At 71.3% G+C, this 22261-nt stretch carries 21 protein-coding genes; 14 read left to right on the forward strand and 7 right to left on the reverse strand.

Features of this window, described 5'->3' with window-relative positions; all coding sequences use genetic code 11:
- The first annotated feature begins 74 nt into the window (after positions 1 to 74).
- Positions 75 to 1001, forward strand: coding sequence for an NAD(P)H-binding protein (locus KKZ08_RS22380; RefSeq protein WP_223776155.1), 927 nt, complete (start codon positions 75 to 77; stop codon positions 999 to 1001).
- Between the two features lie 53 nt (positions 1002 to 1054).
- Here KKZ08_RS22380 and rarD read toward each other — a convergent pair whose 3' ends face one another.
- On the reverse strand, positions 1055 to 2035 hold the full coding sequence (gene rarD / locus KKZ08_RS22385; RefSeq protein WP_223776156.1) for an EamA family transporter RarD: 981 nt from the start codon (positions 2033 to 2035) through the stop codon (positions 1055 to 1057).
- 127 nt (positions 2036 to 2162) lie between these two features.
- The gene (locus tag KKZ08_RS22390) at positions 2163 to 3023 is read right to left on the reverse strand and encodes an SDR family oxidoreductase (protein WP_223776157.1); all 861 of its coding nucleotides are present in this window, start codon (positions 3021 to 3023) and stop codon (positions 2163 to 2165) included.
- Between the two features lie 124 nt (positions 3024 to 3147).
- Here KKZ08_RS22390 and KKZ08_RS22395 point away from each other — a divergent pair, with 124 nt between their 5' ends.
- Positions 3148 to 3519 (forward strand): helix-turn-helix domain-containing protein, encoded by a 372-nt coding sequence (locus tag KKZ08_RS22395; protein WP_223776158.1) that lies wholly within the window; start codon positions 3148 to 3150, stop codon positions 3517 to 3519.
- 40 nt (positions 3520 to 3559) lie between these two features.
- On the opposite strand, the gene KKZ08_RS22400 is transcribed toward KKZ08_RS22395, so the two are convergent.
- The 5 genes from KKZ08_RS22400 to KKZ08_RS22420 form a co-directional block, all read right to left on the reverse strand.
- Positions 3560 to 4621: a 2-oxoacid:ferredoxin oxidoreductase subunit beta gene (locus KKZ08_RS22400; protein WP_223776159.1), complete on the reverse strand. Its 1062-nt coding sequence runs from the start codon at positions 4619 to 4621 to the stop codon at positions 3560 to 3562.
- Positions 4614 to 6545, reverse strand: a complete 1932-nt coding sequence (locus KKZ08_RS22405; protein WP_223776160.1) for a 2-oxoacid:acceptor oxidoreductase subunit alpha — start codon at positions 6543 to 6545, stop codon at positions 4614 to 4616. The genes KKZ08_RS22400 and KKZ08_RS22405 overlap by 8 nt, the downstream gene beginning before the upstream one ends.
- A 315-nt stretch (positions 6546 to 6860) precedes the next feature.
- The gene (locus KKZ08_RS22410; RefSeq protein ID WP_276573902.1) at positions 6861 to 7520 is read right to left on the reverse strand and encodes a response regulator transcription factor; all 660 of its coding nucleotides are present in this window, start codon (positions 7518 to 7520) and stop codon (positions 6861 to 6863) included.
- Positions 7521 to 7737: 217 nt separating this feature from the next.
- A complete protein-coding gene (locus tag KKZ08_RS22415) occupies positions 7738 to 9096 on the reverse strand; it encodes a sensor histidine kinase (protein ID WP_223776162.1) in 1359 nt (452 codons plus the stop codon).
- 221 nt (positions 9097 to 9317) lie between these two features.
- Positions 9318 to 10520, reverse strand: coding sequence for a sensor histidine kinase (locus tag KKZ08_RS22420; protein ID WP_223776163.1), 1203 nt, complete (start codon positions 10518 to 10520; stop codon positions 9318 to 9320).
- Positions 10521 to 10804: 284 nt separating this feature from the next.
- Here KKZ08_RS22420 and KKZ08_RS22425 point away from each other — a divergent pair, with 284 nt between their 5' ends.
- The 12 genes from KKZ08_RS22425 to KKZ08_RS22480 all read left to right on the forward strand — a co-directional run bounded on the left by KKZ08_RS22425 (position 10805) and on the right by KKZ08_RS22480 (position 22200).
- A complete protein-coding gene (locus KKZ08_RS22425) occupies positions 10805 to 11194 on the forward strand; it encodes an NADH-quinone oxidoreductase subunit A (RefSeq protein ID WP_055547887.1) in 390 nt (129 codons plus the stop codon).
- On the forward strand, positions 11185 to 11823 hold the full coding sequence (locus tag KKZ08_RS22430) for an NADH-quinone oxidoreductase subunit B (RefSeq protein ID WP_223776164.1): 639 nt from the start codon (positions 11185 to 11187) through the stop codon (positions 11821 to 11823). Before KKZ08_RS22425 ends, KKZ08_RS22430 begins: the two co-directional genes overlap by 10 nt.
- Complete coding sequence (locus KKZ08_RS22435) at positions 11820 to 13064, forward strand: NADH-quinone oxidoreductase subunit C (RefSeq protein WP_223776165.1); 1245 nt, start codon at positions 11820 to 11822, stop codon at positions 13062 to 13064. Before KKZ08_RS22430 ends, KKZ08_RS22435 begins: the two co-directional genes overlap by 4 nt.
- Positions 13061 to 14029, forward strand: coding sequence for a complex I subunit 1 family protein (locus KKZ08_RS22440; RefSeq protein ID WP_223776166.1), 969 nt, complete (start codon positions 13061 to 13063; stop codon positions 14027 to 14029). Before KKZ08_RS22435 ends, KKZ08_RS22440 begins: the two co-directional genes overlap by 4 nt.
- Complete coding sequence (locus tag KKZ08_RS22445; RefSeq protein WP_223776167.1) at positions 14029 to 14637, forward strand: NADH-quinone oxidoreductase subunit I; 609 nt, start codon at positions 14029 to 14031, stop codon at positions 14635 to 14637. Before KKZ08_RS22440 ends, KKZ08_RS22445 begins: the two co-directional genes overlap by 1 nt.
- Positions 14634 to 15254: an NADH-quinone oxidoreductase subunit J gene (locus KKZ08_RS22450; protein WP_223776168.1), complete on the forward strand. Its 621-nt coding sequence runs from the start codon at positions 14634 to 14636 to the stop codon at positions 15252 to 15254. The genes KKZ08_RS22445 and KKZ08_RS22450 overlap by 4 nt, the downstream gene beginning before the upstream one ends.
- A complete protein-coding gene (gene nuoK, locus KKZ08_RS22455; RefSeq protein WP_223776169.1) occupies positions 15254 to 15661 on the forward strand; it encodes an NADH-quinone oxidoreductase subunit NuoK in 408 nt (135 codons plus the stop codon). Before KKZ08_RS22450 ends, nuoK begins: the two co-directional genes overlap by 1 nt.
- A complete protein-coding gene (locus KKZ08_RS22460) occupies positions 15658 to 17652 on the forward strand; it encodes an NADH-quinone oxidoreductase subunit L (protein WP_223776170.1) in 1995 nt (664 codons plus the stop codon). Before nuoK ends, KKZ08_RS22460 begins: the two co-directional genes overlap by 4 nt.
- Positions 17653 to 17658: 6 nt before the next feature.
- The gene (locus KKZ08_RS22465) at positions 17659 to 19248 is read left to right on the forward strand and encodes an NADH-quinone oxidoreductase subunit M (RefSeq protein WP_223776171.1); all 1590 of its coding nucleotides are present in this window, start codon (positions 17659 to 17661) and stop codon (positions 19246 to 19248) included.
- A complete protein-coding gene (locus KKZ08_RS22470) occupies positions 19245 to 20786 on the forward strand; it encodes an NADH-quinone oxidoreductase subunit N (protein ID WP_223776172.1) in 1542 nt (513 codons plus the stop codon). The genes KKZ08_RS22465 and KKZ08_RS22470 overlap by 4 nt, the downstream gene beginning before the upstream one ends.
- A gap of 158 nt (positions 20787 to 20944) precedes the next feature.
- Complete coding sequence (htpX, locus tag KKZ08_RS22475; RefSeq protein ID WP_223776173.1) at positions 20945 to 21808, forward strand: zinc metalloprotease HtpX; 864 nt, start codon at positions 20945 to 20947, stop codon at positions 21806 to 21808.
- The gene (locus KKZ08_RS22480; protein ID WP_223776174.1) at positions 21805 to 22200 is read left to right on the forward strand and encodes a YccF domain-containing protein; all 396 of its coding nucleotides are present in this window, start codon (positions 21805 to 21807) and stop codon (positions 22198 to 22200) included. The genes htpX and KKZ08_RS22480 overlap by 4 nt, the downstream gene beginning before the upstream one ends.
- Positions 22201 to 22261 lie beyond the last annotated feature (61 nt).

A 22261-nucleotide genomic window follows, 5' to 3' on the forward strand; every position in this document is an offset into this window, starting at 1 on the left:
ACGGTAGACGGACGCGGATCCTTTGGAGACGGATGCCCATGCCCCACGACACGCCAAGGCGGTTGGCTGAACTCATGACCAGCAACCAGCAGACCCAGCAGGCACGGCAGACCTCCCAGGCACAGCAGACCGAGAAGCGGCAGCAGCACTCCGCCCCGCGGAACCAGCCGTCCGGCCGTGGCGCCCCGATCCTCGTCCTCGGGGCCACCGGCAAGACCGGCAGCCGCGTCGTCGCCCGGCTCCGCGCGGCCGGGCACACCGTGCGCGCCGCCTCCAGGACGGCTCAGACACCGTTCGACTGGACCGACCGCACCACCTGGGGCCCCGTCCTGGAGGGGGTGGGCGCCCTCTACCTGGTCGGCCCGCCCGACCCCGAGCCGATCGCCGACTTCGTCGCGCAGGCGCGGGCCGCGGGCGTGCGCCGCTTCGTGGTCCTGTCCGGCAGGGGCATCGAGGTCTACGGCGACTCGTTCGAGCCGTCCATGGCGGAGGCCGAGCGCGTGGTCCGTGAGGCGGGCGTGGACTGGACGGTGATCCGTCCGAACAACTTCTCGCAGAACTTCGACGAGGACGTCTTCCACGAGCCCCTGCTCGAAGGGCGCCTGGCGCTGCCCGTCGGTGACGTGCCGGAGCCGTTCATCGACGTGGAGGACATCGCGGAGGTCGCCGCGGTCCTGCTCACCGAGGACGGTCACTCGGGCCGTACGTACGAACTCTCCGGGCCCCGCTCGCTGACGTTCGCCGAAGCGGTGGCGGAGATGGCGAAGGCGTCGGGGCGGCCGATGCGGTTCGAGGACATCACGGAGGAGGCGTACGTGGCCGAGACGATGGGGCGCGGCATGCCCGAGGATGCCGCCCGGTCGCTCGCGGCCGTGCTCACCTTCCTCGCCGGGGGCCACAACTCCGCGCCGGTTTCCGGTGTCCGCGAGGTCCTCGGCCGGGAGGCCCGCGATTTCACCGAGTACGCGAAGCGGGCCGCGGAGTCGGGTGCCTGGGGATAGAGCGGGGGACAGACCTGGGGATGGCGCGGGGGCGGCAGGACCGGAGCCGGCCGTCAGGCCGCGGGCTCCCGCTCGCCCTGGACGGCGGGCGGGGCGGCCGCCGCGGCCCGGCGAGCGGCGGCCAAGCCCGCGTTCCGGCGGGCGGTCCGCAGCGCGTCCCACGTCAGCATCGAGAGCGCCAGCCACACGAGCCCGAAGCCCGCCCACCGCTCGGGCGGCATCGCCTCATGGAAGTGCAGGACGCCGAGGAGGAACTGGAAGACGGGCGCGAGGTACTGGAGCAGCCCCAGCGTGGAGAGCGGCACCCGGATCGCCGCCGCGCCGAAGCAGACCAGCGGGGCGGCGGTCACCACACCGGTGGCGGCCAGCAGCGCCGCGTGGCCGAGGCCCTCCGTGCCGAAGGTGGCCTCGCCCTGGGAGCCGAGCCACAGGAGGTAGCCGACGGCGGGCAGGAACTGCACGGCGGTCTCGGCGGTGAGCGACTCCAGGCCGCTGAGGTTGACCTTCTTCTTCACCAGGCCGTACGTGGCGAAGGAGAAGGCGAGGCAGAGCGAGATCCACGGCGGCTGTCCGTAACCGAAGGCCAGGACGAGGACCGCCGCGAGCCCGACGGCGACCGCCGCCCACTGGACGGGCCGCAGCCGTTCGCCGAGCAGCAGGACGCCCATCGCGATGGTGACCAGGGGGTTGATGAAGTAGCCGAGCGAGGCTTCGACGACGTGGCCGGTGTTCACCGACCAGATGTAGACGCCCCAGTTGATGGTGATGACGGCCGCGGCGATCGCCACCAGGCCCAGCCTGCGCGGCTGGCGGATCAGCTCGCGCGCCCAGCCCCAGCGCCGCACGAAGAGCAGCGCGATGCCCACGACGACCAGGGACCACGCCATGCGGTGCGCGAGGATCTCGGCGGCCCCGGCCGGCTTGAGGAGCGGCCAGAAGAGGGGGACGAGGCCCCACATCCCGTACGCCGCGAAGCCGTTCAGCAGACCGATGCGCTGCTCGCTCCTCGACTGTCCGGCTGCTCCGCTGTCCACGGCCCCTCCTTCGCGCACGGCAGTCCGACGCTGCCAGACCGAAGGTAGCGCCGAAACCCCCCGGCTGTCATGCCCGTATGGCCGAGACGCTCATGACAGTCGCGAGCGCCCCGGCCCCTCCGGTGGGTCAGCCGCGGAGCGCCACGGAGACCGCGTCGGCGAGAGGCGTGGTCGGCCGGCCGATCAGCCGCGCCAGGTCCCCGCTGGTGCCCGCGAGGCGGCCGCGCGCGATGGCCGCGTCCACGTCGACGAGGATCGCCGCCATCGGCTCGGGCACGCCGGCGCCGGTCAGGATCGCGAGGTGCTGCTCGGCGGGGACGTTCGCGTAGCCGATGTCCTTGCCGCTCTGCCGGGCGACCTCGGCGGCGTACTCGGCCATGCTCCACGCGACATCGCCGCTCAGCTCGTACGCCTTGCCCTCGTGGCCCTCGCCGGTCAGCACGGCGACGGCGGCCGCGGCGTAGTCGGCGCGCGAGGCGGAGGCGACGCGCCCCTCGCCCGCGGAGGCGACGACGGCACCGTGTTCGAGGACCGGGGCGAGGTGCTCGGTGTAGTTCTCGTGGTACCAGCCGTTGCGCAGGAAGGTGTACGGCAGGCCCGAGTCGAGCACCAGCCGCTCGGTGACCTTGTGCTCGGCCGCCAGGTCGAAGTCGGCGTCGGGGCCGCCGAGGACGCCCGTGTAGGCGAGGAGCGCGACCCCGGCTTCGCGCGCGGCGTCGATCACCGCCCGGTGCTGCGCCACGCGCTGCCCGACCTCGCTGCCGGAGATCAGCAGGACGCGGTCGCCCGCCGCGAAGGCGCCGCGCAGGGTCTCGGGGGCGTTGTAGTCGGCGATCCGCAGCTCGACGCCGCGCTCCGCGAGGCCGGCGGCCTTGTTCTTGTCGCGGACCACGGCGGCGATCTCCCCGGCGGGTATGCCGGCGGCGAGGAGGCCCTCGATGACCAGGCGGCCGAGGTGTCCGGTGGCTCCGGTGACGACGATGCTCATGTCTGGATGCTCCTATTGCATGCGGAATGCACGTGTTACATGCGGAATGGGCGTACGGTACGGCACTCACCCTAGCTCCGGCACTAACTATCCGTAAGTACCCACTTTGAAGTAAGGTACTGGCATGGCCGTAAGTAACCGGAACCAGGGCGCCGAGGACATGTGCCCGTACCGCCTCGTCCTGGAGCACGTGACGAGCCGGTGGGGCGTCCTCGTACTGATCGCCTTGGAAGAGCGCTCCCACCGCTTCAGCGAGCTGCGCCGCGCCATCGGCCGCGTCAGCGAGAAGATGCTGACCCAGACCCTCCAGACCCTGGAGCGCGACGGCCTGGTGCACCGCGACGCCAAGCCGGTCATCCCGCCCCGCGTCGACTACTCCCTCACGGAGCTCGGCCGCGAGGCCGCCGCGCAGGTCAGGGGCCTCGCGGCCTGGACGGAGCGGCGCATGGCCGACGTACAGAAGGCGCGCACGGCATACGACGAGGCCCGGTCCTGAGGGATTCAGGACCGGGCCCCGGAGGCAGGGTGCGGCCGGGCTAGCCGACGACCGTCCAGGTGTCGCCGCCCGCGAGCAGGGCCGCGAGGTCGCCCTTGCCATTCTGTTCGATGGCGGTGTCGAGCTGATCGGCCATGAGGGTGTCGTAGACCGGGCGCTCCACGTTCCGGAAGACACCGATCGGCGTGTGGTGCAGGGTGTCCGGGTCGGCGAGGCGGGAGAGGGCGAACGCGGTCGTCGGGGACGCGGAGCGCGCGTCGTGGACGAGGATGTCGCGCTCGTTCTCCGGGGTGACGGCGACGACCTTCAGGTCACCGGTCACCGCGTCGCGCACGACGCCCTTGGAGCCGTCGGCGCCGAAGCGGATCGGCTGCCCGTGCTCCAGGCGGATCACCGCCTCCTCGGCCTGCTGCTTGTCCTTGAGGACCTCGAAGGCGCCGTCGTTGAAGATGTTGCAGTTCTGGTAGATCTCCACCAGCGCCGTGCCGGGGTGCTCGGCGGCCTCGCGCAGCACCGACGTGAGGTGCTTGCGATCGGAGTCCACGGTCCGTGCCACGAAGGACGCCTCCGCGCCGATCGCCAGCGAGACCGGGTTGAAGGGCGCGTCGAGCGAGCCCATCGGCGTCGACTTGGTGATCTTGCCGACTTCCGAGGTGGGGCTGTACTGCCCCTTGGTGAGGCCGTAGATGCGGTTGTTGAAGAGCAGGATCTTCAGGTTCACGTTGCGGCGCAGGGCGTGGATGAGGTGGTTGCCGCCGATGGACAGGGCGTCGCCGTCACCGGTGACCACCCACACGCTGAGGTCGCGCCGCGAGGAGGCGAGACCGGTGGCGATGGCCGGGGCGCGGCCGTGGATGGAGTGCATCCCGTAGGTGTTCATGTAGTACGGGAAGCGGGAGGAGCAGCCGATGCCGGAGACGAAGACGATGTTCTCCTTCGCCAGGCCGAGCTCCGGCATGAAGCCCTGCACGGCGGCCAGGACGGCGTAGTCACCGCAGCCCGGGCACCAGCGCACCTCCTGGTCGGACTTGAAGTCCTTCATGGACTGCTTGGCCTCGGCCTTGGGAACCAGCTTCAGCAGTGCGTTGCCGACGTCAGTCATCGATGGCCTCCTTGAGAGCCGTGGCGAGCTGCTCGGCCTTGAACGGCATTCCATTGACCTGGTTGTACGAGACCGCGTCCACCAGGTACTTCGCCCTGATGAGGGTGGCGAGTTGACCGAGGTTCATCTCGGGGATCACCACCTTGTCGTAACGGCGGAGCACCTCGCCCAGGTTCCGCGGGAACGGATTCAGGTGGCGCAGATGGGCCTGCGCGATGAGGACACCGGCCGCGCGCAGCCGGCGGACCGCCGCGGTGATCGGGCCGTACGTCGAGCCCCAGCCGAGGACCAGCGTGCGGGCCTCGCCGCTCGGGTCGTCGACCTCCAGGTCGGGTACGTCGATGCCGTCGACCTTGGCCTGGCGGGTGCGGACCATGAAGTCGTGGTTGGCCGGGTCGTAGGAGATGTTGCCCGTGCCGTCCTGCTTCTCGATGCCGCCGATCCGGTGTTCGAGGCCGGGCGTGCCCGGGATCGCCCACGGGCGGGCCAGGGTCTGCGGGTCGCGCTTGTAGGGCCAGAACACCTCGGTGCCGTCGTCCTCGGTGTGGTTGGTGCCCGAGGCGAACTGCACGCGCAGATCGGGCAGTTCGTCCACGTCCGGGATCCGCCACGGCTCGCTGCCGTTGGCGAGGTAGCCGTCGCTCAGCAGGAAGACCGGCGTGCGGTAGGTGACCGCGATCCGGGCCGCCTCCAGCGCGGCGTCGAAGCAGTCCGCCGGGGTCCTTGGCGCCACGATCGGCACCGGCGCCTCGCCGTTGCGGCCGTACATCGCCTGGAGCAGGTCGGCCTGCTCGGTCTTGGTCGGCAGACCGGTGGAAGGGCCGCCGCGCTGGATGTCCACGATCAGCAGCGGCAGTTCGAGCGAGACGGCGAGCCCGATGGTCTCCGACTTCAGCGCCACACCGGGCCCCGAGGTCGTCGTCACCGCCAGCGAACCACCGAACGCCGCGCCGAGCGCCGCGCCGATCCCCGCGATCTCGTCCTCCGCCTGGAACGTGCGTACGCCGAAGTTCTTGTGCTTGGACAGCTCGTGGAGGATGTCCGAGGCCGGCGTGATGGGGTACGAGCCCAGATACAGCGGCAGATCCGCCTGCCGGCCCGCCGCGATCAGCCCGTACGACAGCGCGAGGTTGCCGGAGATGTTGCGGTAGGTGCCCGTCGGGAACGCCGTCGAGGCCGGAGCCACCTCGTAGGAGACCGCGAAGTCCTCGGTCGTCTCACCGAAGTTCCAACCCGCGTGGAACGCCGCGATGTTCGCCTCGGCGATCTCGGGCTTCCTGGCGAACTTCGTCCGCAGGAACTTCTCGGTGCCCTCCGTCGGCCGGTGGTACATCCACGACAGCAGACCGAGCGCGAACATGTTCTTGGACCGGCCCGCGTCCTTGCGCGAGAGGTCGAAGTCCTTCAGCGCCTCCACCGTCAGCGTGGTCAGCGGCACCGGGTGCACGCTGTAGCCGTCCAGGGAGCCGTCCTCCAGCGGCGAGGTGTCGTAACCGACCTTCTGCATCGCGCGCTTGGAGAATTCGTCCGTGTTGACGATGATCTCCGCGCCGCGCGGCACGTCCGCGATGTTCGCCTTCAGGGCCGCCGGGTTCATCGCCACCAGCACGTTCGGGGCGTCACCGGGGGTCAGGATGTCGTGGTCGGCGAAGTGCAGCTGGAAGGAGGAGACACCCGGCAGGGTCCCGGCGGGAGCCCTGATCTCGGCCGGGAAGTTCGGCAGCGTCGACAGGTCGTTGCCGAAGGACGCGGTCTCCGAAGTGAAACGGTCACCCGTGAGCTGCATGCCGTCACCGGAGTCACCCGCGAAACGGATGATCACCCGGTCCAGGCGCCGTACGTCTTTCTCACTCGCGGGCCTGCGCTGCTCTCCGACGAGTGCCCCGTCGGCCTGCTCGGCTTCGCTACTGACCTTGCTGGTCACTGAACTGGACCTCCCTCAAGGCGGCTGAGGGCAATCGCCGGGACGCCCGGCGCTCCCAAGGCCCACCCTACGTCTGTAAGGGGTGCCTTCCTCGGGTAGCTCGTATTTTGGACGCCGTTTTGAGACGCCTTGTTGTCCTGGTCTGCCATGATCTGCCTATTCCCCCGGCCCTTGGTAGATGACGCTCCCCGCTCATCCTTTGGTTCTAGGACTCCTACGGCTTGTCTATGGCCGATCCCTGACCTGGTCCTGACGCGACCGGCTCATTTCTGACCTTGCTCTGACCTCGGCGGTCATGAGTCGAGGTCGGCCCGGTCATGAGTTGAGGTAGGTCAGGACGGCCAGCACCCTGCGATGATCTCCGTCACTCGGGGACAGGCCGAGCTTCAGGAAGATGTTGCTCACGTGCTTCTCGACGGCGCCGTCGCTCACCACGAGCTGCCGGGCGATCGCCGAGTTCGTCCGCCCCTCCGCCATCAGCCCGAGCACCTCGCGCTCGCGCGGCGTGAGCCCGGCCAGGACGTCCTGCTTGCGGCTGCGGCCGAGCAGCTGCGCCACGACCTCCGGGTCGAGCGCGGTGCCTCCCTCGGCCACCCGCACCACCGCGTCCACGAACTCGCGCACCTCGGCGACCCGGTCCTTGAGCAGATAGCCCACGCCCCGGCTGGACCCGGCGAGCAGCTCGGTGGCGTACTGCTCCTCGACGTACTGCGAAAGGACCAGCACCCCGAGCCCGGGGTGCTGGTGGCGCAGATGCACCGCGGCCCGCACCCCCTCGTCGGTGTGTGTCGGCGGCATCCGCACATCGGCGACGACCACGTCCGGCAGGGCGTTCTCCGCCGCGAGGCCGGTGATCGTCTTGATCAGCGCCTCGGCATCACCCACGCCGGCGACCACGTCGTGCCCGCGGTCGGTCAGCAACCGGGTCAGGCCCTCCCTGAGCAGCACTGAATCCTCGGCGATGACCACCCGCACTTTGTCCTCCACTGTTCTTGGCCCCCCGGCGCGCTCGGCTGAGTCACCGGCGCGCTCCGACGCCGGTGACGTCGGCCGGGCGTCCGGCACCTCAGTATCGCGCGATCCGGGGCCGTCCACCGGTGCTGTCGCCAGACTGGTTCACCCGTCACCCGTCGCGCCGCCCCGGTCCGGCGTACGGACCAGGGGCGGCGCGCCTGGCTGAGGATCTGTCACATCACGCCTGGCGCCAGGGGAGTTCCGCCGTGACCGCCGTCGGGCCGCCCTGCGGCGAGTCGACGACCAGGATCCCGTCGACCGCGTCCAGTCGCTCCGCGAGGCCCGCGAGACCGGAGCCCGCGCTCACGTCGGCGCCGCCCGAGCCGTCGTCCGTGACCTGGAGCATCAGCCGGTCCTCGGACCGCCACACGTCCACCGAGGCGCGGCTCGCCCGGCTGTGCTTGCTGATGTTCTGCAGCAGCTCGGAGACCGTGAAGTACGCGATGCCCTCGATGGCGGGGGCCGGACGGCTCGCCAGGTCCACCTCCACCTGGACCGGCACCGTGCAGCGGGCGGCCAGCGCGGAGAGCGCGGCGTTCAGGCCGCGGTCGGTGAGGACCGCGGGGTGGATGCCGCGGGCGAGGTCGCGCAGCTCCTGGAGGGCGACCTTCACCTCGCCGTGCGCCTCGTCCACCATGCGGGCAGCGGCCTCGGGGTCCTCGGTCAGCTTCTCCTTGGCCAGGCCGAGGTCCATGGCGAGGGCGACCAGGCGGGCCTGCGCGCCGTCGTGCAGATCGCGCTCGATGCGGCGCAGATCGGCGGCGGCGGTGTCCACGACCACGCCCCGGTCCGACTCCAGTTCGACGACGCGGGACGCGAGCCGCGAGGGGCCGAGCAGCCCGTGCACCATCAGCCGGTCCACCGTCGTCAGGGCCCGCAGGATCCATGGCGTGGCCAGCGTGATCAGCAAGCCGGTCGCCGCCGTGACGCCGAGCTCGAAGGGGTTGTCGAGGTAGATGCGGTGGTGGTCGTCGCCGTAGAGCTGGATGCCGCCCTGGCCGCCGTAGAGCGGGAAGAGCCAGAACCACAGCGGATACGTGAGCATCAGCCAGCCGTACGTCCAAAAGACGACCGCCACGACGAACGAGAAGATCGCCCAGGGCATCAGCAGCACGGAGTAGAGCAGGTGCCGCCAGGACGAGCCGCTCTTGAGGACGGCCCCGATGAGCGCGAGCGCGCCGCCGCCCTTGGGCCGCAGCGGCTCCGGGGGAGCGACGTCCAGGCCGAGCAGACCCCGGGCCCGCGTCCGCTCCAGGGCGCCGATGCCGCGGCAGCCGGCCAGGGCGCCGGCGAGGACCGGCACGCCGATGAAGGTGATCAGCAGTCCCGCGCCGAGCGAGAGCATCGTGACCGCGAAGACGAAGGAGACGATGCCGATGGGCAGGCTCAGCAGGGTGTAGCCGAGCTCCTTCCAGGTGCGGGCCTCGATCGGGGCGCGCAGCCCCGCGGGGAGGCGGTGGCGCCGCCGCTCGGCGTCGGTTGCGCGGAAGTCCGGCCGGTCCATGTGCGCGTACCCCTGTCCGTACTCCGTGGCCATCACTGCCGTCCGTTTCTGCTCGAGTTCCGCACCCAGGTTCTGCCGCTTCCGCTGCCCTGCTGCTGGAGCTGCCTGTTTTCCGTACCTCCAGCCTCGCGGCCGGGCCGTCCCCGGGCCATGGAGCGCGTCGGCGTCTTGGGGCGGGGGTTTTCCCTACCCTCGGGGCCTTCGGCGGGGCTTTTCGGAGGGGACTTTTGGAGGGGACTTTTTTGGGGACGGTGTCACGTCCCGTGGGTCCCGGAAGGGGCGTCCGCCGTGCGGCCGCGCCACGGCAGCTCCGCCGTGATCGTCGTCGGCCCGCCCTCCGGCGAGTCGATCACGAAGAGGCCGTCGACCGCGCCGAGCCGGTCCGCGAGCCCCGCCATACCGGTGCCGCCGTCCAGCCGGGCCCCGCCCCGCCCGTCGTCCCACACCTGGATGAGCAGCCGCTCGTCCGCGCGCCACACCTCCACGCTCGCGCTGCGCGCCCCGCTGTGCTTACTGACGTTCTGAAGCAGCTCGGAGACCGTGAAGTACGCGATGCCCTCGATGGCCGCCGCCGGACGCGCCGGCAGGTCGGCGGTCACCTTCACCGGCACCGTGCAGCGCGACGCCACCGAGGAGAGCGCGGCGTTCAGACCGCGGTCGGTGAGGACCGCGGGGTGGATGCCGCGGGCGAGGTCGCGCAGCTCCTGGAGGGCCAGCTTCACCTCGCCGTGCGCCTCGTCCACCATCAGGGCCGCGGCGTCGGGGTCCTCCAGCAGCTTCTCCTTGGCGAGGCCGAGCCCCATCGCGAGGGCGACCAGGCGGGCCTGCGCGCCGTCGTGCAGATCGCGCTCGATGCGGCGCAGATCGGCGGCGGCGGTGTCCACGACCACGCCACGGTCGGACTCCAGTTCGGCGATGCGGCGCTCCAGCTCGTCGGAAGGGCAGAGCAGCCCGCGCACCATCATCCGGTCGACGTTGGTCAGCCCACGGACGACGAAGGGCAGCACCGGCCAGAGCACGAAGAGCCCCACGAGCGTGACGGCGAAGGTGAGCACGCCCCACGGCAACCGGATGAACGCGTACAGCATCGTGCGCCAGCCCACCGGGTCCTTCAGGGTCGACCAGAGCCGACCGAAGAAACCGCCCCCGTCGAGCACCCGCATCGGGCTCGGCTCATCGACCCGCACCCCGAGCAGCTTCCTGGCCCGCGCCCGCTCGGTCCGGCCCAGCAGCCGCGCGCCGAGCAGCCCCATCGCGAGCAGCGGCAGGCCGACGACCGTCACCGTCAGACCGGCGCCCAGCGCGAGCGCGCCCACCGCGTAGACGAAACCGGCGATGCCCATCGGCAGGTTCACCAGAAGGTGGGCGATCTCCCGCCAGGTACGCGCGTCGTACGCGAAGCGCGCGGGCGGCAGTGGATCGTCGTCATGCGGGGGCGTGGTGCTGCGTGCGGTCATACGCGCCAGAGTGCCGGGCGCGCCGCCGTAACGCCATGAGGACCCCCGCCCGGACGACCGGGGGATAACCCCACCTTCACCGACCGACGCGTGCCGCTGACCCTGACCGATGCGTGCCGCTCACCCCGACCGATGTACGGCGCTCACCCTGACCGATGTGTGTCGCTCGCCCTGACGGATGCGTGACGCTCTGCTTACCGATCCTTTAGCAGGCCCTAGACTCCCGTGCGTACAGATCGTCGAACAGGATCAGGATCAAGGCGGTCGGGGAGTGAGGGGCTGACGTGCACGTGACGAACGTCGCGGCGAGCTACTACCAGTCGTACTCCGTCGTGGGGCTGCTCGCGGTCGTCGGCGTGCTGTTCGTCGCCGTCGCCTTCGGCGCCGGACGGCTGCTGCGCCCGGTGGTGCCCACCCCGGAGAAACTCCTGACGTACGAGTGCGGCGTCGACCCCGTCGGCGAGGGCTGGGCCCACACCCAGGTCCGCTACTACGTCTACGCCTTCCTCTACGTGATCTTCGCCGTCGACTCGATCTTCCTCTTCCCCTGGGCGACGGTCTTCGCCGCGCCCGGTTACGGCGCGACGACGCTCGTGGAGATGTTCATCTTCCTCGGCTTCCTCGCCGTGGGCCTGCTGTACGCATACAAGAAGGGCGTCCTTACATGGACGTGAGCCCCGGGACCCCCGTGCCCCCCGTGACCCCCGCTCCCGTGGACCTGCCGGAGCCGAAGCGCCTCGGCGTGCTCTCCCGCCTGGCCCCCGAGCCGATGAAGGTGGTCCTCAACTGGGGCCGCCGCTACTCCCTGTGGGTCTTCAACTTCGGCCTCGCCTGCTGCGCGATCGAGTTCATCGCCGCCTCCATGGCGCGCCACGACTTCATCCGGCTCGGCGTCATCCCGTTCGCGCCGGGGCCGCGCCAGGCCGACCTGATGGTCGTGTCCGGCACGGTGACCGACAAGATGGCGCCCGCCGTGAAGCGCCTGTACGAACAGATGCCCGAACCGAAGTACGTGATCTCGTTCGGCGCCTGCTCCAACTGCGGCGGGCCCTACTGGGACTCGTACTCCGTCACCAAGGGCGTCGACCAGATCATCCCGGTCGACGTGTACGTCCCCGGCTGCCCGCCCCGGCCCGAGGCGCTGCTCCAGGGCATTCTCAAGCTCCAGGAGAAGATCGCCCGCGAGTCGCTCGGCGAGCGGTACGGCGGCGGAGCGCGGCCTTCCGTGGCGGCGCTGCGCAGTGGCCTCGTCCAGGGCCCGGCGCCGGCACCGGGACCCGAGACCCAGGAGGGTGACCGGTGACCGGCTGGCTGCCGAGCCCCGTCGAGGAGCTCTTCGGTGCGGAGGCGACGGCCGAGGAGTCGTACGACGTACTGACCGTCGACGTCCCCCCGGACCGGTGGACCACCGCCCTGGAGACGGCCCGCACCACGCTCTCCTGCACCTACTTCGACTGGCTGAGCGCGGTCGACGAACCCGGCACGGGCTTCCGGATCTGCGCCCACGTGGTCGCACTCACGCCCGTACGCCGCCTTCTCCTGCGTACGACGGTCCCGCACGACGCCCCGGTGCTCGCCTCCGCGGTCGACATCTACGCGGGCGCCGCCTGGCACGAGCGCGAGACGCACGAGATGTTCGGCGTGACGTTCGAGGGCCACCCCGGCCTGACCCCGCTGCTGCTGCCGGAGACCTTTGAGGGCCACCCGCTGCGCAAGGACTTCGTGCTCGCGGCGCGCGTCGCGAAGGCCTGGCCGGGAGCCAAGGAGCCGGGGGAGTCCGAGCACGGCGGCCCCAAGCGTCGCCAGATGCTGCCGCCCGGCGTCCCCGACCCCAACGAATGGGGCCCCCTGAAGGGCCGGCTCCCGGCGGCCCCGGCCCGCCCGGCCCGAGGCGCGGCGGGCTCCGCCGGTCGAGCGGCGGCCGGTGAACGTCCGGTGCGGCGCACCCGCACGGCGAGCGAAGGCTCGGCCAGCCAGGCCGCGACGCCGCCGGCCGACCCACAACAACCGGAAACCCCGACCCGCCCCCCACGCCGCTCGCGCAGCGTCAGCCAGGGCTCGGCCTCCCAGCGGACGCCACCGGTTCTGCCGGGGGAGCCGGCGGCGGGGGCGGAGGCTGAGGCCAAGCCTGAGGCGGTACGAGAGGCAGCGCCGGAGAGCGCGGCTGCGGGCCCCGAGCCCAAGCGGCCGTCGACGCCACGCAGCCCCGACGCCCCGTGGCACCAAGCCCGCCCGGCGTTCGACGCGCCGACCCAGGCGGCGGAGGCTGAGCGTTCGGAGCCGGGGGTTGAGCGTCCCGCGCCCGGGGCCGAGCGTCCTGCGGCCGAGGGTGAGCGTCCCGAGCCGGAAGCTGTGGTTGCGGCGCCCGCGCACTCCGAGGCCGGGGCCGACCGCCCCGAGGCGGAGTCCGCGCAGCCCGAGCCCGCGCACCCCGAGTCCACGCAGCCCCAGCCCGGACCCACGCACCCCGAATCCGAGTCCTCCCCGCCCACGCCGCCCACCCCGCACCCCGAAAACGACCACCGCACCGGAGGCACCGAGTGAACGACGCCCTCGACGTCGCCCTGCGCCTCGTCATCGTCTTCGCGGTGTTCCTGGTCCTGCCCCTCGTCATCGGCCAGACCGAACACAAGGTGATGGCCCACATGCAGGGCCGCCTCGGCCCCATGTACGCCGGCGGCTTCCACGGCTGGGCCCAACTCGTCGCCGACGGCGTCAAGTTCGCCCAGAAGGAAGACATCGTCCCGGCCGAGGCCGACCGCCGCGTCTTCCAGCTCGCGCCCGCCATCGCCCTGCTGCCCTACCTCCTCGTCCTGGTCGCCATCCCGATCGGCCCCGGCGAGGGCGCGGTCGGCGAGGTCGTCGACGCGGGCATCTTCTTCGTCCTCGCGATCATGGGCATCAGCGTGCTCGGCTCCCTGATGGCGGGCTGGGCCAGCGCCAACAAGTTCTCCCTCCTCGGCGGCCTGCGCACCGCCGCCCAGCTCCTCGCCTACGAACTGCCGATGCTGCTCGCCGCCGCCTCGGTCGCGATGGCGGCGGGCACGGTCTCGCTGCCCGGCATCGTCGACGCGTTCGTGTGGTGGTGGCTGCCCTGGCAGATCGTCGGCGCCCTGGTCTTCTTCGTGGCGGGCCTCGCCGAACTCCAGCGCCCGCCCTTCGACATGCCGGTCGCCGACTCCGAGATCATCTTCGGTGCCTACACCGAGTACACCGGCCTGCGCTTCGCCCTCTTCCTCCTCGCCGAGTACGCCGGAATCGTCGTCCTGTGCGGCCTGACCACCGTCCTCTTCCTGGGCGGCTGGCACGGCCCGTGGGGCGCCGACGGCCTGGGCTGGATCTGGACCCTGCTCAAGACGGCCGTCCTCGCCTTCGTCGTGATCTGGCTGCGCGTGTCCTACCCCCGTCTTCGTGAGGACCAGCTCCAGAAGCTCGCCTGGACCACCCTCGTCCCCCTCGCCCTCGCGCAGATCGCGCTCACCGGAATCGTGAAGGTGGCGATCAACTGATGCCTCCGATCCCAGGGTCAGGCCTCGCCAAGGGCCTCGCCGTCACCCTCCGCACGATGACGAAGAAGACCGTCACCGAGCAGTACCCCGAGCACCAGCCCGAACTGCCGCCCCGCAGCCGTGGCGTCATCGGCCTCTTCGAGGAGAACTGCACGGTCTGCATGCTGTGCGCCCGCGAGTGCCCGGACTGGTGCATCTACATCGACTCCCACAAGGAGACGGTGCCGCCCGCCGCCCCCGGTGGCCGTGAGCGCAGCCGCAACGTCCTCGACCGCTTCGCCATCGACTTCTCCCTCTGCATGTACTGCGGCATCTGCATCGAGGTCTGCCCCTTCGACGCCCTCTTCTGGTCCCCGGAGTTCGAGTACGCCGAGACCGACATCCACGAACTCACCCACGAGCGCGACAAGCTCCGCGAGTGGATGTGGACGGTCCCGGCCCCGCCCGCCCTGGACCCGGACGCCGAGGAGCCGAAGGAACTGGCCGCCGCCCGCAAGGCCGCGGAGAAGCTCGCCGCCGCCCAGGAGCCCAAGCCCGTCCCCGAGCCGCAGGCGCCCGCGCCCGCCGCCGAGGGGCCCACGCCCGAGACGCGGGAAGGGGAGTCGTGACCTCCGCAGCAGCCACCGCGGCGACGGCGGCCGCGGCCGCCGAGAGCCACGGTTTCCTCTCGCCGACCGGCGTCGAGATCGCCTTCGTCCTCGTCGGCCTCGTCACTTTGGGCGCGGCGGTCATCACCGTCACCACCCGGCAGCTGGTGCACGCCGCCCTGTGGCTGGTCGTGGCGCTCGGCGGCCTCGCCGTCGAGTACCTCCTGCTGACCGCGGAGTTCATCGCCTGGGTGCAGGTCCTCATCTACGTCGGTTCCGTCGTGGTCCTCCTCCTCTTCGGCCTGATGCTCACCCGGGCGCCCATCGGCCGTTCCCCGGACGCCGATTCGGGCAACCGCCCGGTCGCGCTCGCCGTGGCCCTCGCCGCCGCGGCCGCCCTGGTCTGGGTCGTCGTGGACGCGTTCCGCACCACGGTGATCGATCTGGACGGCGCCGCCCAGGGTTCCACCGGCGTGACCGGCTCGGTCCTCTTCCGGCACTGGGTGCTCCCCTTCGAAGCGCTCTCGGTCCTCCTCCTCGCCGCCCTCGTCGGCGCGATCGTCCTGTCCCGCAAGAACGCCGCGGCGGATGCCCGGGCCACGGACGCCCCGGCCACGGACCGGGAGGGGAACCGCTGATGCACCTCCACCTCGCCTATCCCGCCGTCCTCGCCGTCCTCCTCTTCTGCGTCGGCCTCTACGGCGTGCTCGCCCGCCGCAACGCGATCCTGGTCCTGATGTCCGTCGAGCTGATGCTCAACGCCGTCAACCTCAACCTGGTCGCCTTCGATGTCTGGCTCCGCGACGCCCTCCACGCCGGCCAGGCCCTGACGCTCTTCACCATCGCCATCGCCGCCGCCGAGATCGGCATCGGCCTCGCGATCGTCCTGGCCGTCTACCGCAACCGCGGCACCTCCGCCGTCGACGATCTCCGTGACACCGCCGAGCCCACCGGGCCGGACGAGTCGCAGGAGCCGCAGCAGGCAGTGCAGGCAGCGCAGGCAACGCAGTCACCGCAGTCGCAGAAGACCGAGGCCACCGCGTGACCACGACCACCCTCGCCATCCTCGTCCCCCTCCTCCCGTTCCTGGGCGCGGCCGCGGGCCTGCTGCTCGGCCGCCGGAGCCCCGGACTCGTACGCCCCCTCGCGGTGCTGCCCACGCTGACGGCGCTCGTGCTGGCCGTCCTCGTGGCCCTCCGCCAGGGCGGCGACCGGCCCGTGGACGCCGCCACGGAGCTGACCCCGACCGGCTCGGTCCCCGTCGAGCTCGCCCTGCACATCGACGGCTTCGCCGCCCTCGTCGCCGTCCTGGTCGGCGTCGTCGCCTCCTGCGTGCAGATCTACTCGACGGGCTACCTCCGCGAGGACCCGCGCTACCCCTCGTACGCCGCTCTCGTCTCCCTCTTCACCTCCGCGATGCTGCTCGTCGTCTACTCCGGCGACCTGATGGTGCTCCTGGTCGGCTGGGAGATCATGGGCATCTGCTCGTACTTCCTCGTCGGCCACTACTGGGAGACGCCCGAGGCGCGCGCCGCCTCCCTGAAGGCCTTCCTGGTCACCAAGCTCGGCGACGTCCCCTTCCTGATCGGCCTGTTCGCCCTCGCCGTCGACGCGGGCTCCTTCCGCATCACGACGATCCTCGCGGCGGTCCGGGACGGCGGCCTGGACCACCCGACGCTGATCGCCCTGCTGCTCCTCGCGGGCGTGGCGGGCAAGTCGGCGCAGTTCCCGCTGCACACCTGGCTGCCCGACGCGATGGCGGGCCCCACGCCCGTCTCCGCGCTGATCCACGCCGCGACGATGGTCGCCGCCGGTGTGTACTTCGTGGCCCGCCTCCTCCCCGTCTTCGCCGCCTCCGCGGCGGCCCTGGTCGTCCTCGCCGTCATGGCCGCCGTCACGATGGCCGGCTCGGCCCTCGCCGCGCTCGCCCAGGACGACATCAAGCGCGTCCTCGCCTACTCGACGATCGGCCAGCTCGGCTACATGACCGGCGCCCTCGCCGTCGGCGACCGCGGCGCCGCCGTCTTCCACCTCCTGTCCCACGGCGCCTTCAAGGCGCTGCTGTTCCTCGCGGCAGGCGTGATCATCCACGCCGCCGGCACCAACTCCCTGGCCGCCATGTCCCGCATGCGGGGCCTGCGCGACCGCATCCCGGACGCCTACTGGACGATGACCGTGGCGCTCCTCGCGCTCGCCGCGATGCCGCCGTTCAGCGGCTTCTTCTCCAAGGAGGCCGTGCTCGGCGCCGCCGAGCACACCGCCACGGGCCACACCGCGTCCGTGCCCGCCTCAGCCGGCTGGATCGTCCTCGTCGCCGGACTGCTCACCGCCCTCCTCACCGCCGCCTACGCGACGCGTCTGTGGCTGCTCGCCTTCCACGGAAAGGGCACCGAGGCCCCGGACCACGGGAAGCAGCCGGTGGCCATGACGGCCGTGCTCTGGGTGCTCGCGGTCCCCTCCCTCGCCTTCGGTCTCACGGTGGGTGTCCTGCCTGACTGGTTCGACGGCCACTCGCTCACGCCGACGCTGACGACCTCCGTGCTCGGTACGGGCCTCGCCCTCGTCGGCGGCCTCGTCACGTACGGCGCGTGGCGGCACACCACCGCGCTCGCCGCCCGTGTCCCGATGGGCGCGGTCGCGGCGAGCCCGGGCGGCGACGCAGGACAGGTCGAGTCGGAGGCCATCGCCTCGCACGCCCCCGCCTACGGGAACGTGGCCTCGGCCCACGACCCGGCCGATCCCGGCCGTCTGCTGCTCGGCCCCCTGCACCGCCACGCCGCCGGCGGCTTCCGCCTCGACGCCGTCTACACCGTCCTGTTCGTCCGCCCGGTCCAGGCCGCCGCGCGACTCGTCCGCTTCCTCGACCGCGAGGTCGTCGAGACGTACGTGCGCGGCGCGGGCACCGCACCCCGCTGGCTCGGCGCGGCCGTCCGGCGCGCGCAGACCGGCAACGTGCAGACCTATCTGAGCGCGCTGCTCGCAGGCACGGTCGTCCTGGCCGTCGCCGCCGTCCTCGTCGCCACCGCCGGAGCGTGAGCAGCCGTGATCGGTATCAGTGAGTCCGTGATGCAGTTTCTTCTGGCGTTGATCGTCGTCGGCCCGCTCATCGGCGCCGTGGCCGCTCTCCTGCCGGCCCCGCCCGGGCTGAAGGGAAAGTCGCCCGACCAGGCCGTGCTCCGCCACGGCGTGCTGGTGACCGGCACCATCCTGCTCGCCGCGATCGTCCTCGCGCTCGGCTTCGACCACGACCAGCCGTCGAAGATGCAGGCCACGACCGACATCAGCTGGATCCCCGCACTCGACGTGCGCATCCACCTCGGCATCGACGGCATCTCGCTCCCCCTTCTGGTCCTGACCGCGCTGCTGACCTTCCTCTGCGCGCTCTACAGCTACTTCAAGATGCCCAAGGGCCCGTCCCCCAAGGCATTCGTCGCACTGATCCTCGTCCTCGAGTCCGGCACCCTCGCGACCTTCGCCGTCCTCGATCTGCTGCTGTTCTTCCTGGCGTTCGAGATGGTGCTCATCCCGATGTACTTCCTCATCGCCCGCTGGGGCGGCGAGCAACGAACCCGGGCAGCCTGGAAGTTCATCCTCTACACCCTGCTCGGGTCCGTCGTGATGCTGCTGGGCCTGCTCCTCATCGGGCTCAAGTCCGGCACATTCGACATGGTGGCACTCGCCACTGACAACGACCCGGGCCTGAGTACATCCGTGCAGGTCATCGCCGTTCTGGCGATCGGTATCGGGCTCGCGGTCAAGACGCCGATGTGGCCGCTGCACAGCTGGCTGCCGGACGCCCACACCGCCGCGCCCACCGTCGGCTCGGTCCTGCTGGCCGGCGTGCTGCTGAAGATGGGTACGTACGGGTTCGTCCGCATCCTCCTGCCCATCGCCCCCGACGGCATGCGGGAGTTCGCGCCCTACCTCGCGGCCTTCGCGGTCGTCGGAATCATCTACGGCTCCCTCGCCTGCCTCGCCCTCGCCAAGCGGGGCGCGAAGGGCGACCTCAAGCGGCTCATCGCGTACTCGTCGGTCGGCCACATGGGCTTCGTGCTGCTCGGCATCGCGACGATGAGCCCGACCGGCGTGAACGGCGCGCTGTTCGCCAACATCGCCCACGGCCTCATCACCGGCCTGCTCTTCTTCATCGTCGGCGCGCTCAAGGACCGCACCGCCACCACCGACCTCGACTCGCTCGCCCAGGAGTTCGGCGCCGCGCTCTACGGCAAGGCCCCCCGCCTCGGCGGCCTGCTCGCGTTCGGCGCGGTCGCCTCGCTCGGCCTGCCGGGCCTCGCCGGGTTCTGGGGCGAGATGCTCGCGCTGTTCGGCGCCTTCAAGCCCGCCGACGACCTGAGCCGCCCCGCCTTCCTCGTCTTCATGGCGATCGCCGCCTTCGGCACGCTGCTCACCGCCGCGTACATGCTCATCGTCGTACGCCGTGTCTGTATGGGCCCGACGCCGCAGGCCGCGACCGAGCCCGCGCCCCCGGCGCTCGCCGACGTCCACGGCTACGAATTCGCCGCCTGGACCCCGCTCGTCGCCCTCACCGTTCTCGCCGGACTCTGGCCCGCGGCTCTCCTCGGCCTGACCGACCCGGCCGTGCAGAAGCTCCTCACTGGAGGCAAGTCGTGACCGTGGCCGCCGCAAGCGTCGTCCAGTCAGTCGACTGGCTCGCGATCGCGCCGCCGACCATCGCCGCGGTGGTCGGGCTCGTCGTGCTCGTCGCCGACCTCTTCGTGGGCGACGGCAAGAAGGCTGTCCTCGGCTGGATCTCCGTGGCAGGCCTGGCCGCGGCCGCGCTCGCCCTGCTGCCCCTCCTGGACGACGACCGCTCGACCTTCTGCCTGACCGGCGGCGGCACGCACGCGTGCAGCTACACCGCCGACCGCTTCACCCTGGTCATCCAGCTCCTCGTCCTCGGCGGCGCCCTGCTGGCGGCCCTGCTCTCCATGAGCACCCTGAAGGACGCGAAGGGCACCAAGGGCGAGCTGCCCGCGGGCGAGTTCTGGTTCCTCCTGCTGTCCTCCGCCGCGGGCGCCGCCCTGCTGCCCGCTTCGCGCGACCTCGCGACACTCATCGTCGCCCTGGAGGTCGCCTCCCTGCCCGCCTTCGCCCTCGTCGGCCTCAGGCACGGCGACAAGCGCTCCTCCGAAGCGGCCCTGAAGTTCTTCCTCTCCTCGGTCACCGCGACCGCCGTGAGCCTCATGGGCGTCAGCTTCGTGTACGCGGCCACCGGCACCCTGCACCTCACCGAGATCGCCACCAAGCTCCAGAGCACCCAGGTCACCGACGGACAGCTGGACACGCTCGCCCAGACCGGCGTCGCCCTCACCCTCGTCGGCTTCGCCTTCAAGGTGGCGGCCGTGCCGTTCCACTTCTGGGTACCGGACACCTACGTAGGCGCGCCGCTGCCCGTCGCCGCGTACCTCTCCGTCGTCGGAAAGGCCGTCGGCTTCACCGGGCTCATCCTCGTCACCGTCGTCGCCTTCCCCTCGTACGCGGACGTCTGGGGCCCGGCGCTCGCCGTCCTCGCCGCGCTCACCATGACCGCGGGCAACGTCGCCGCCCTGCGGCAGCAGTCCACGCGCGCGTACAGCGCGGTCCGCCTCCTCGCCTGGTCCTCGGTCGGCCAGGCCGGCTACCTCCTGGTGCCGATCGCCGCCGCCGGATACGCCGACAACGAAGCCGCCGCGGAGAAAGCCGTCGGCTCCACCGTCGCGTACGCCCTGATGTACACGGCTGTGAACCTCGGGGCCTTCGCCGTCGCCGCGCTCGTCGGCCGCGCCCAGCGCCTGAACCGCGTCAGCGACTACCGCGGCCTGTACGCGCGCAGCCCTCTGACCGCCCTCGTACTGGCCTTCTTCCTGCTCTGCCTGGCGGGCCTGCCGCCCGGCATCATCGGCCTCTTCGCCAAGGTCACCGTCTTCTCGGCGGCGGTCGACGCGGGCCTCGGCTGGCTCGCCGTGGTGATGGCCGTGAACGTCGTGATCGCGCTCTACTACTACCTCCAGTGGACCGCGCTCCTCTTCCGCGCCCCCGAGGGCGAGCCGGTCGAGCACCGCGCCCCGGCCCCCCTCACGGCGGCCATCGCCCTGACCGCGGTCCTCGGGATCGCGCTCTCCGGAGCACCCCAGCTCGTCCTGAGGTTCTCGGACACCGGCCTCTTCTGACGCGGGCCGGGCCATCACCCACGCGGCCCAAACCGCTCCTGAGCGCACAAGGGAACTAGTGCTCCCCGCCTGGCGTTGACCAGTACGGGAGGGTCCACTGAACAGTGGAAGCACCAGCCAGCAGAGGGTTCCCCCACGCACCACCAGGAGGGCGTACCGTGCACCGCCGGCACAACGGGTTGAAGACCGCCGTACTCCTCGGGGGACTGTCCGCGCTCATCCTCGTCATCGGCAGTTTCTTCGGGCGTACGGGCCTGATCGTCGCGCTCTTCGTAGCCCTCGGCACGAACGCGTACGCGTACTGGAACAGCGACAAACTCGCCCTGCGCGCCATGCGCGCCCGCCCGGTCAGCGAATTCGAGGCCCCCACGCTGTACCGCATGGTCCGCGAGCTCTCCACCCAGGCCCGCCAGCCCATGCCCCGCCTGTACATCTCGCCCACGGAGGCCCCGAACGCCTTCGCGACCGGCCGCAATCCGCGCAACGCCGCGGTGTGCTGCACCGACGGCATCCTGCGCCTCCTCGACGAGCGTGAGCTGCGCGGCGTCATCGGCCACGAGCTGAGCCACGTCTACAACCGCGACATCCTGATCTCCTCGGTGGCGGGCGCCCTCGCCTCCGTGATCATGTTCCTGGTCAACTTCGCCTGGCTCATCCCCGTCGGCCGGTCGAACGACAACGAAGGTCCCGGCATCTTCGGGATGCTCCTGATCATGCTGCTGGGCCCGCTGGCGGCCTCCATCATCCAGCTGGCCATCAGCCGCTCCAGGGAGTACGAGGCCGACGCCTCCGGCGCACAGCTCACCGGCGACCCCCTCGCTCTCGCGAGCGCCCTGCGTAAACTCGAAGCCGGGACAAAGCAGTTGCCGCTGCCGCCCGAGCCCCGCCTCGAGACGGCGAGCCACATGATGATCGCGAACCCCTTCCGTCCGGGGCAGGGCATGTCCAAGATGTTCTCCACGCATCCCCCGATGGCGGAGCGCATCGCCCGACTCGAGCAGATGGCAGGTCGTCAGCAGTGAAGACAATCCTCAACGTCATATGGCTCGTCCTCTGCGGGTTCTGGATGTTCCTCGGCTACCTGGTGGCGGGCGTGCTGCTCTGCGTCACGGTCATCGGCATCCCGTTCGGCCTGGCCAGCTTCCGCATCGGCCGCTATGCCCTGTGGCCCTTCGGCTACGCCGCGGTCGAGCGCCGCGACGCGGGCGCGCCCTCCTGCGTGGGCAACGTCCTGTGGCTGCTCCTCGCGGGCTGGTGGCTCGCGCTCGGCCACATCGCCACGGGCCTCCTCCTGTGCGTCACGATCATCGGCATCCCCCTCGGCGTCGCCAACTTCAAGCTGATCCCGGTCTCACTGCTGCCGCTCGGCCGTGAGATCGTCCGCACGGACCAGCCGTTCACCGCCCGCTACTAGACCCGGCACCCTCCGGTGCGACAGCCGGAGAGGAGCGACGCGCCGGGTCTGATTGTCAGTG

Source organism: Streptomyces sp. 135 (genome assembly GCF_020026305.1).
GTDB lineage: Bacteria > Actinomycetota > Actinomycetes > Streptomycetales > Streptomycetaceae > Streptomyces.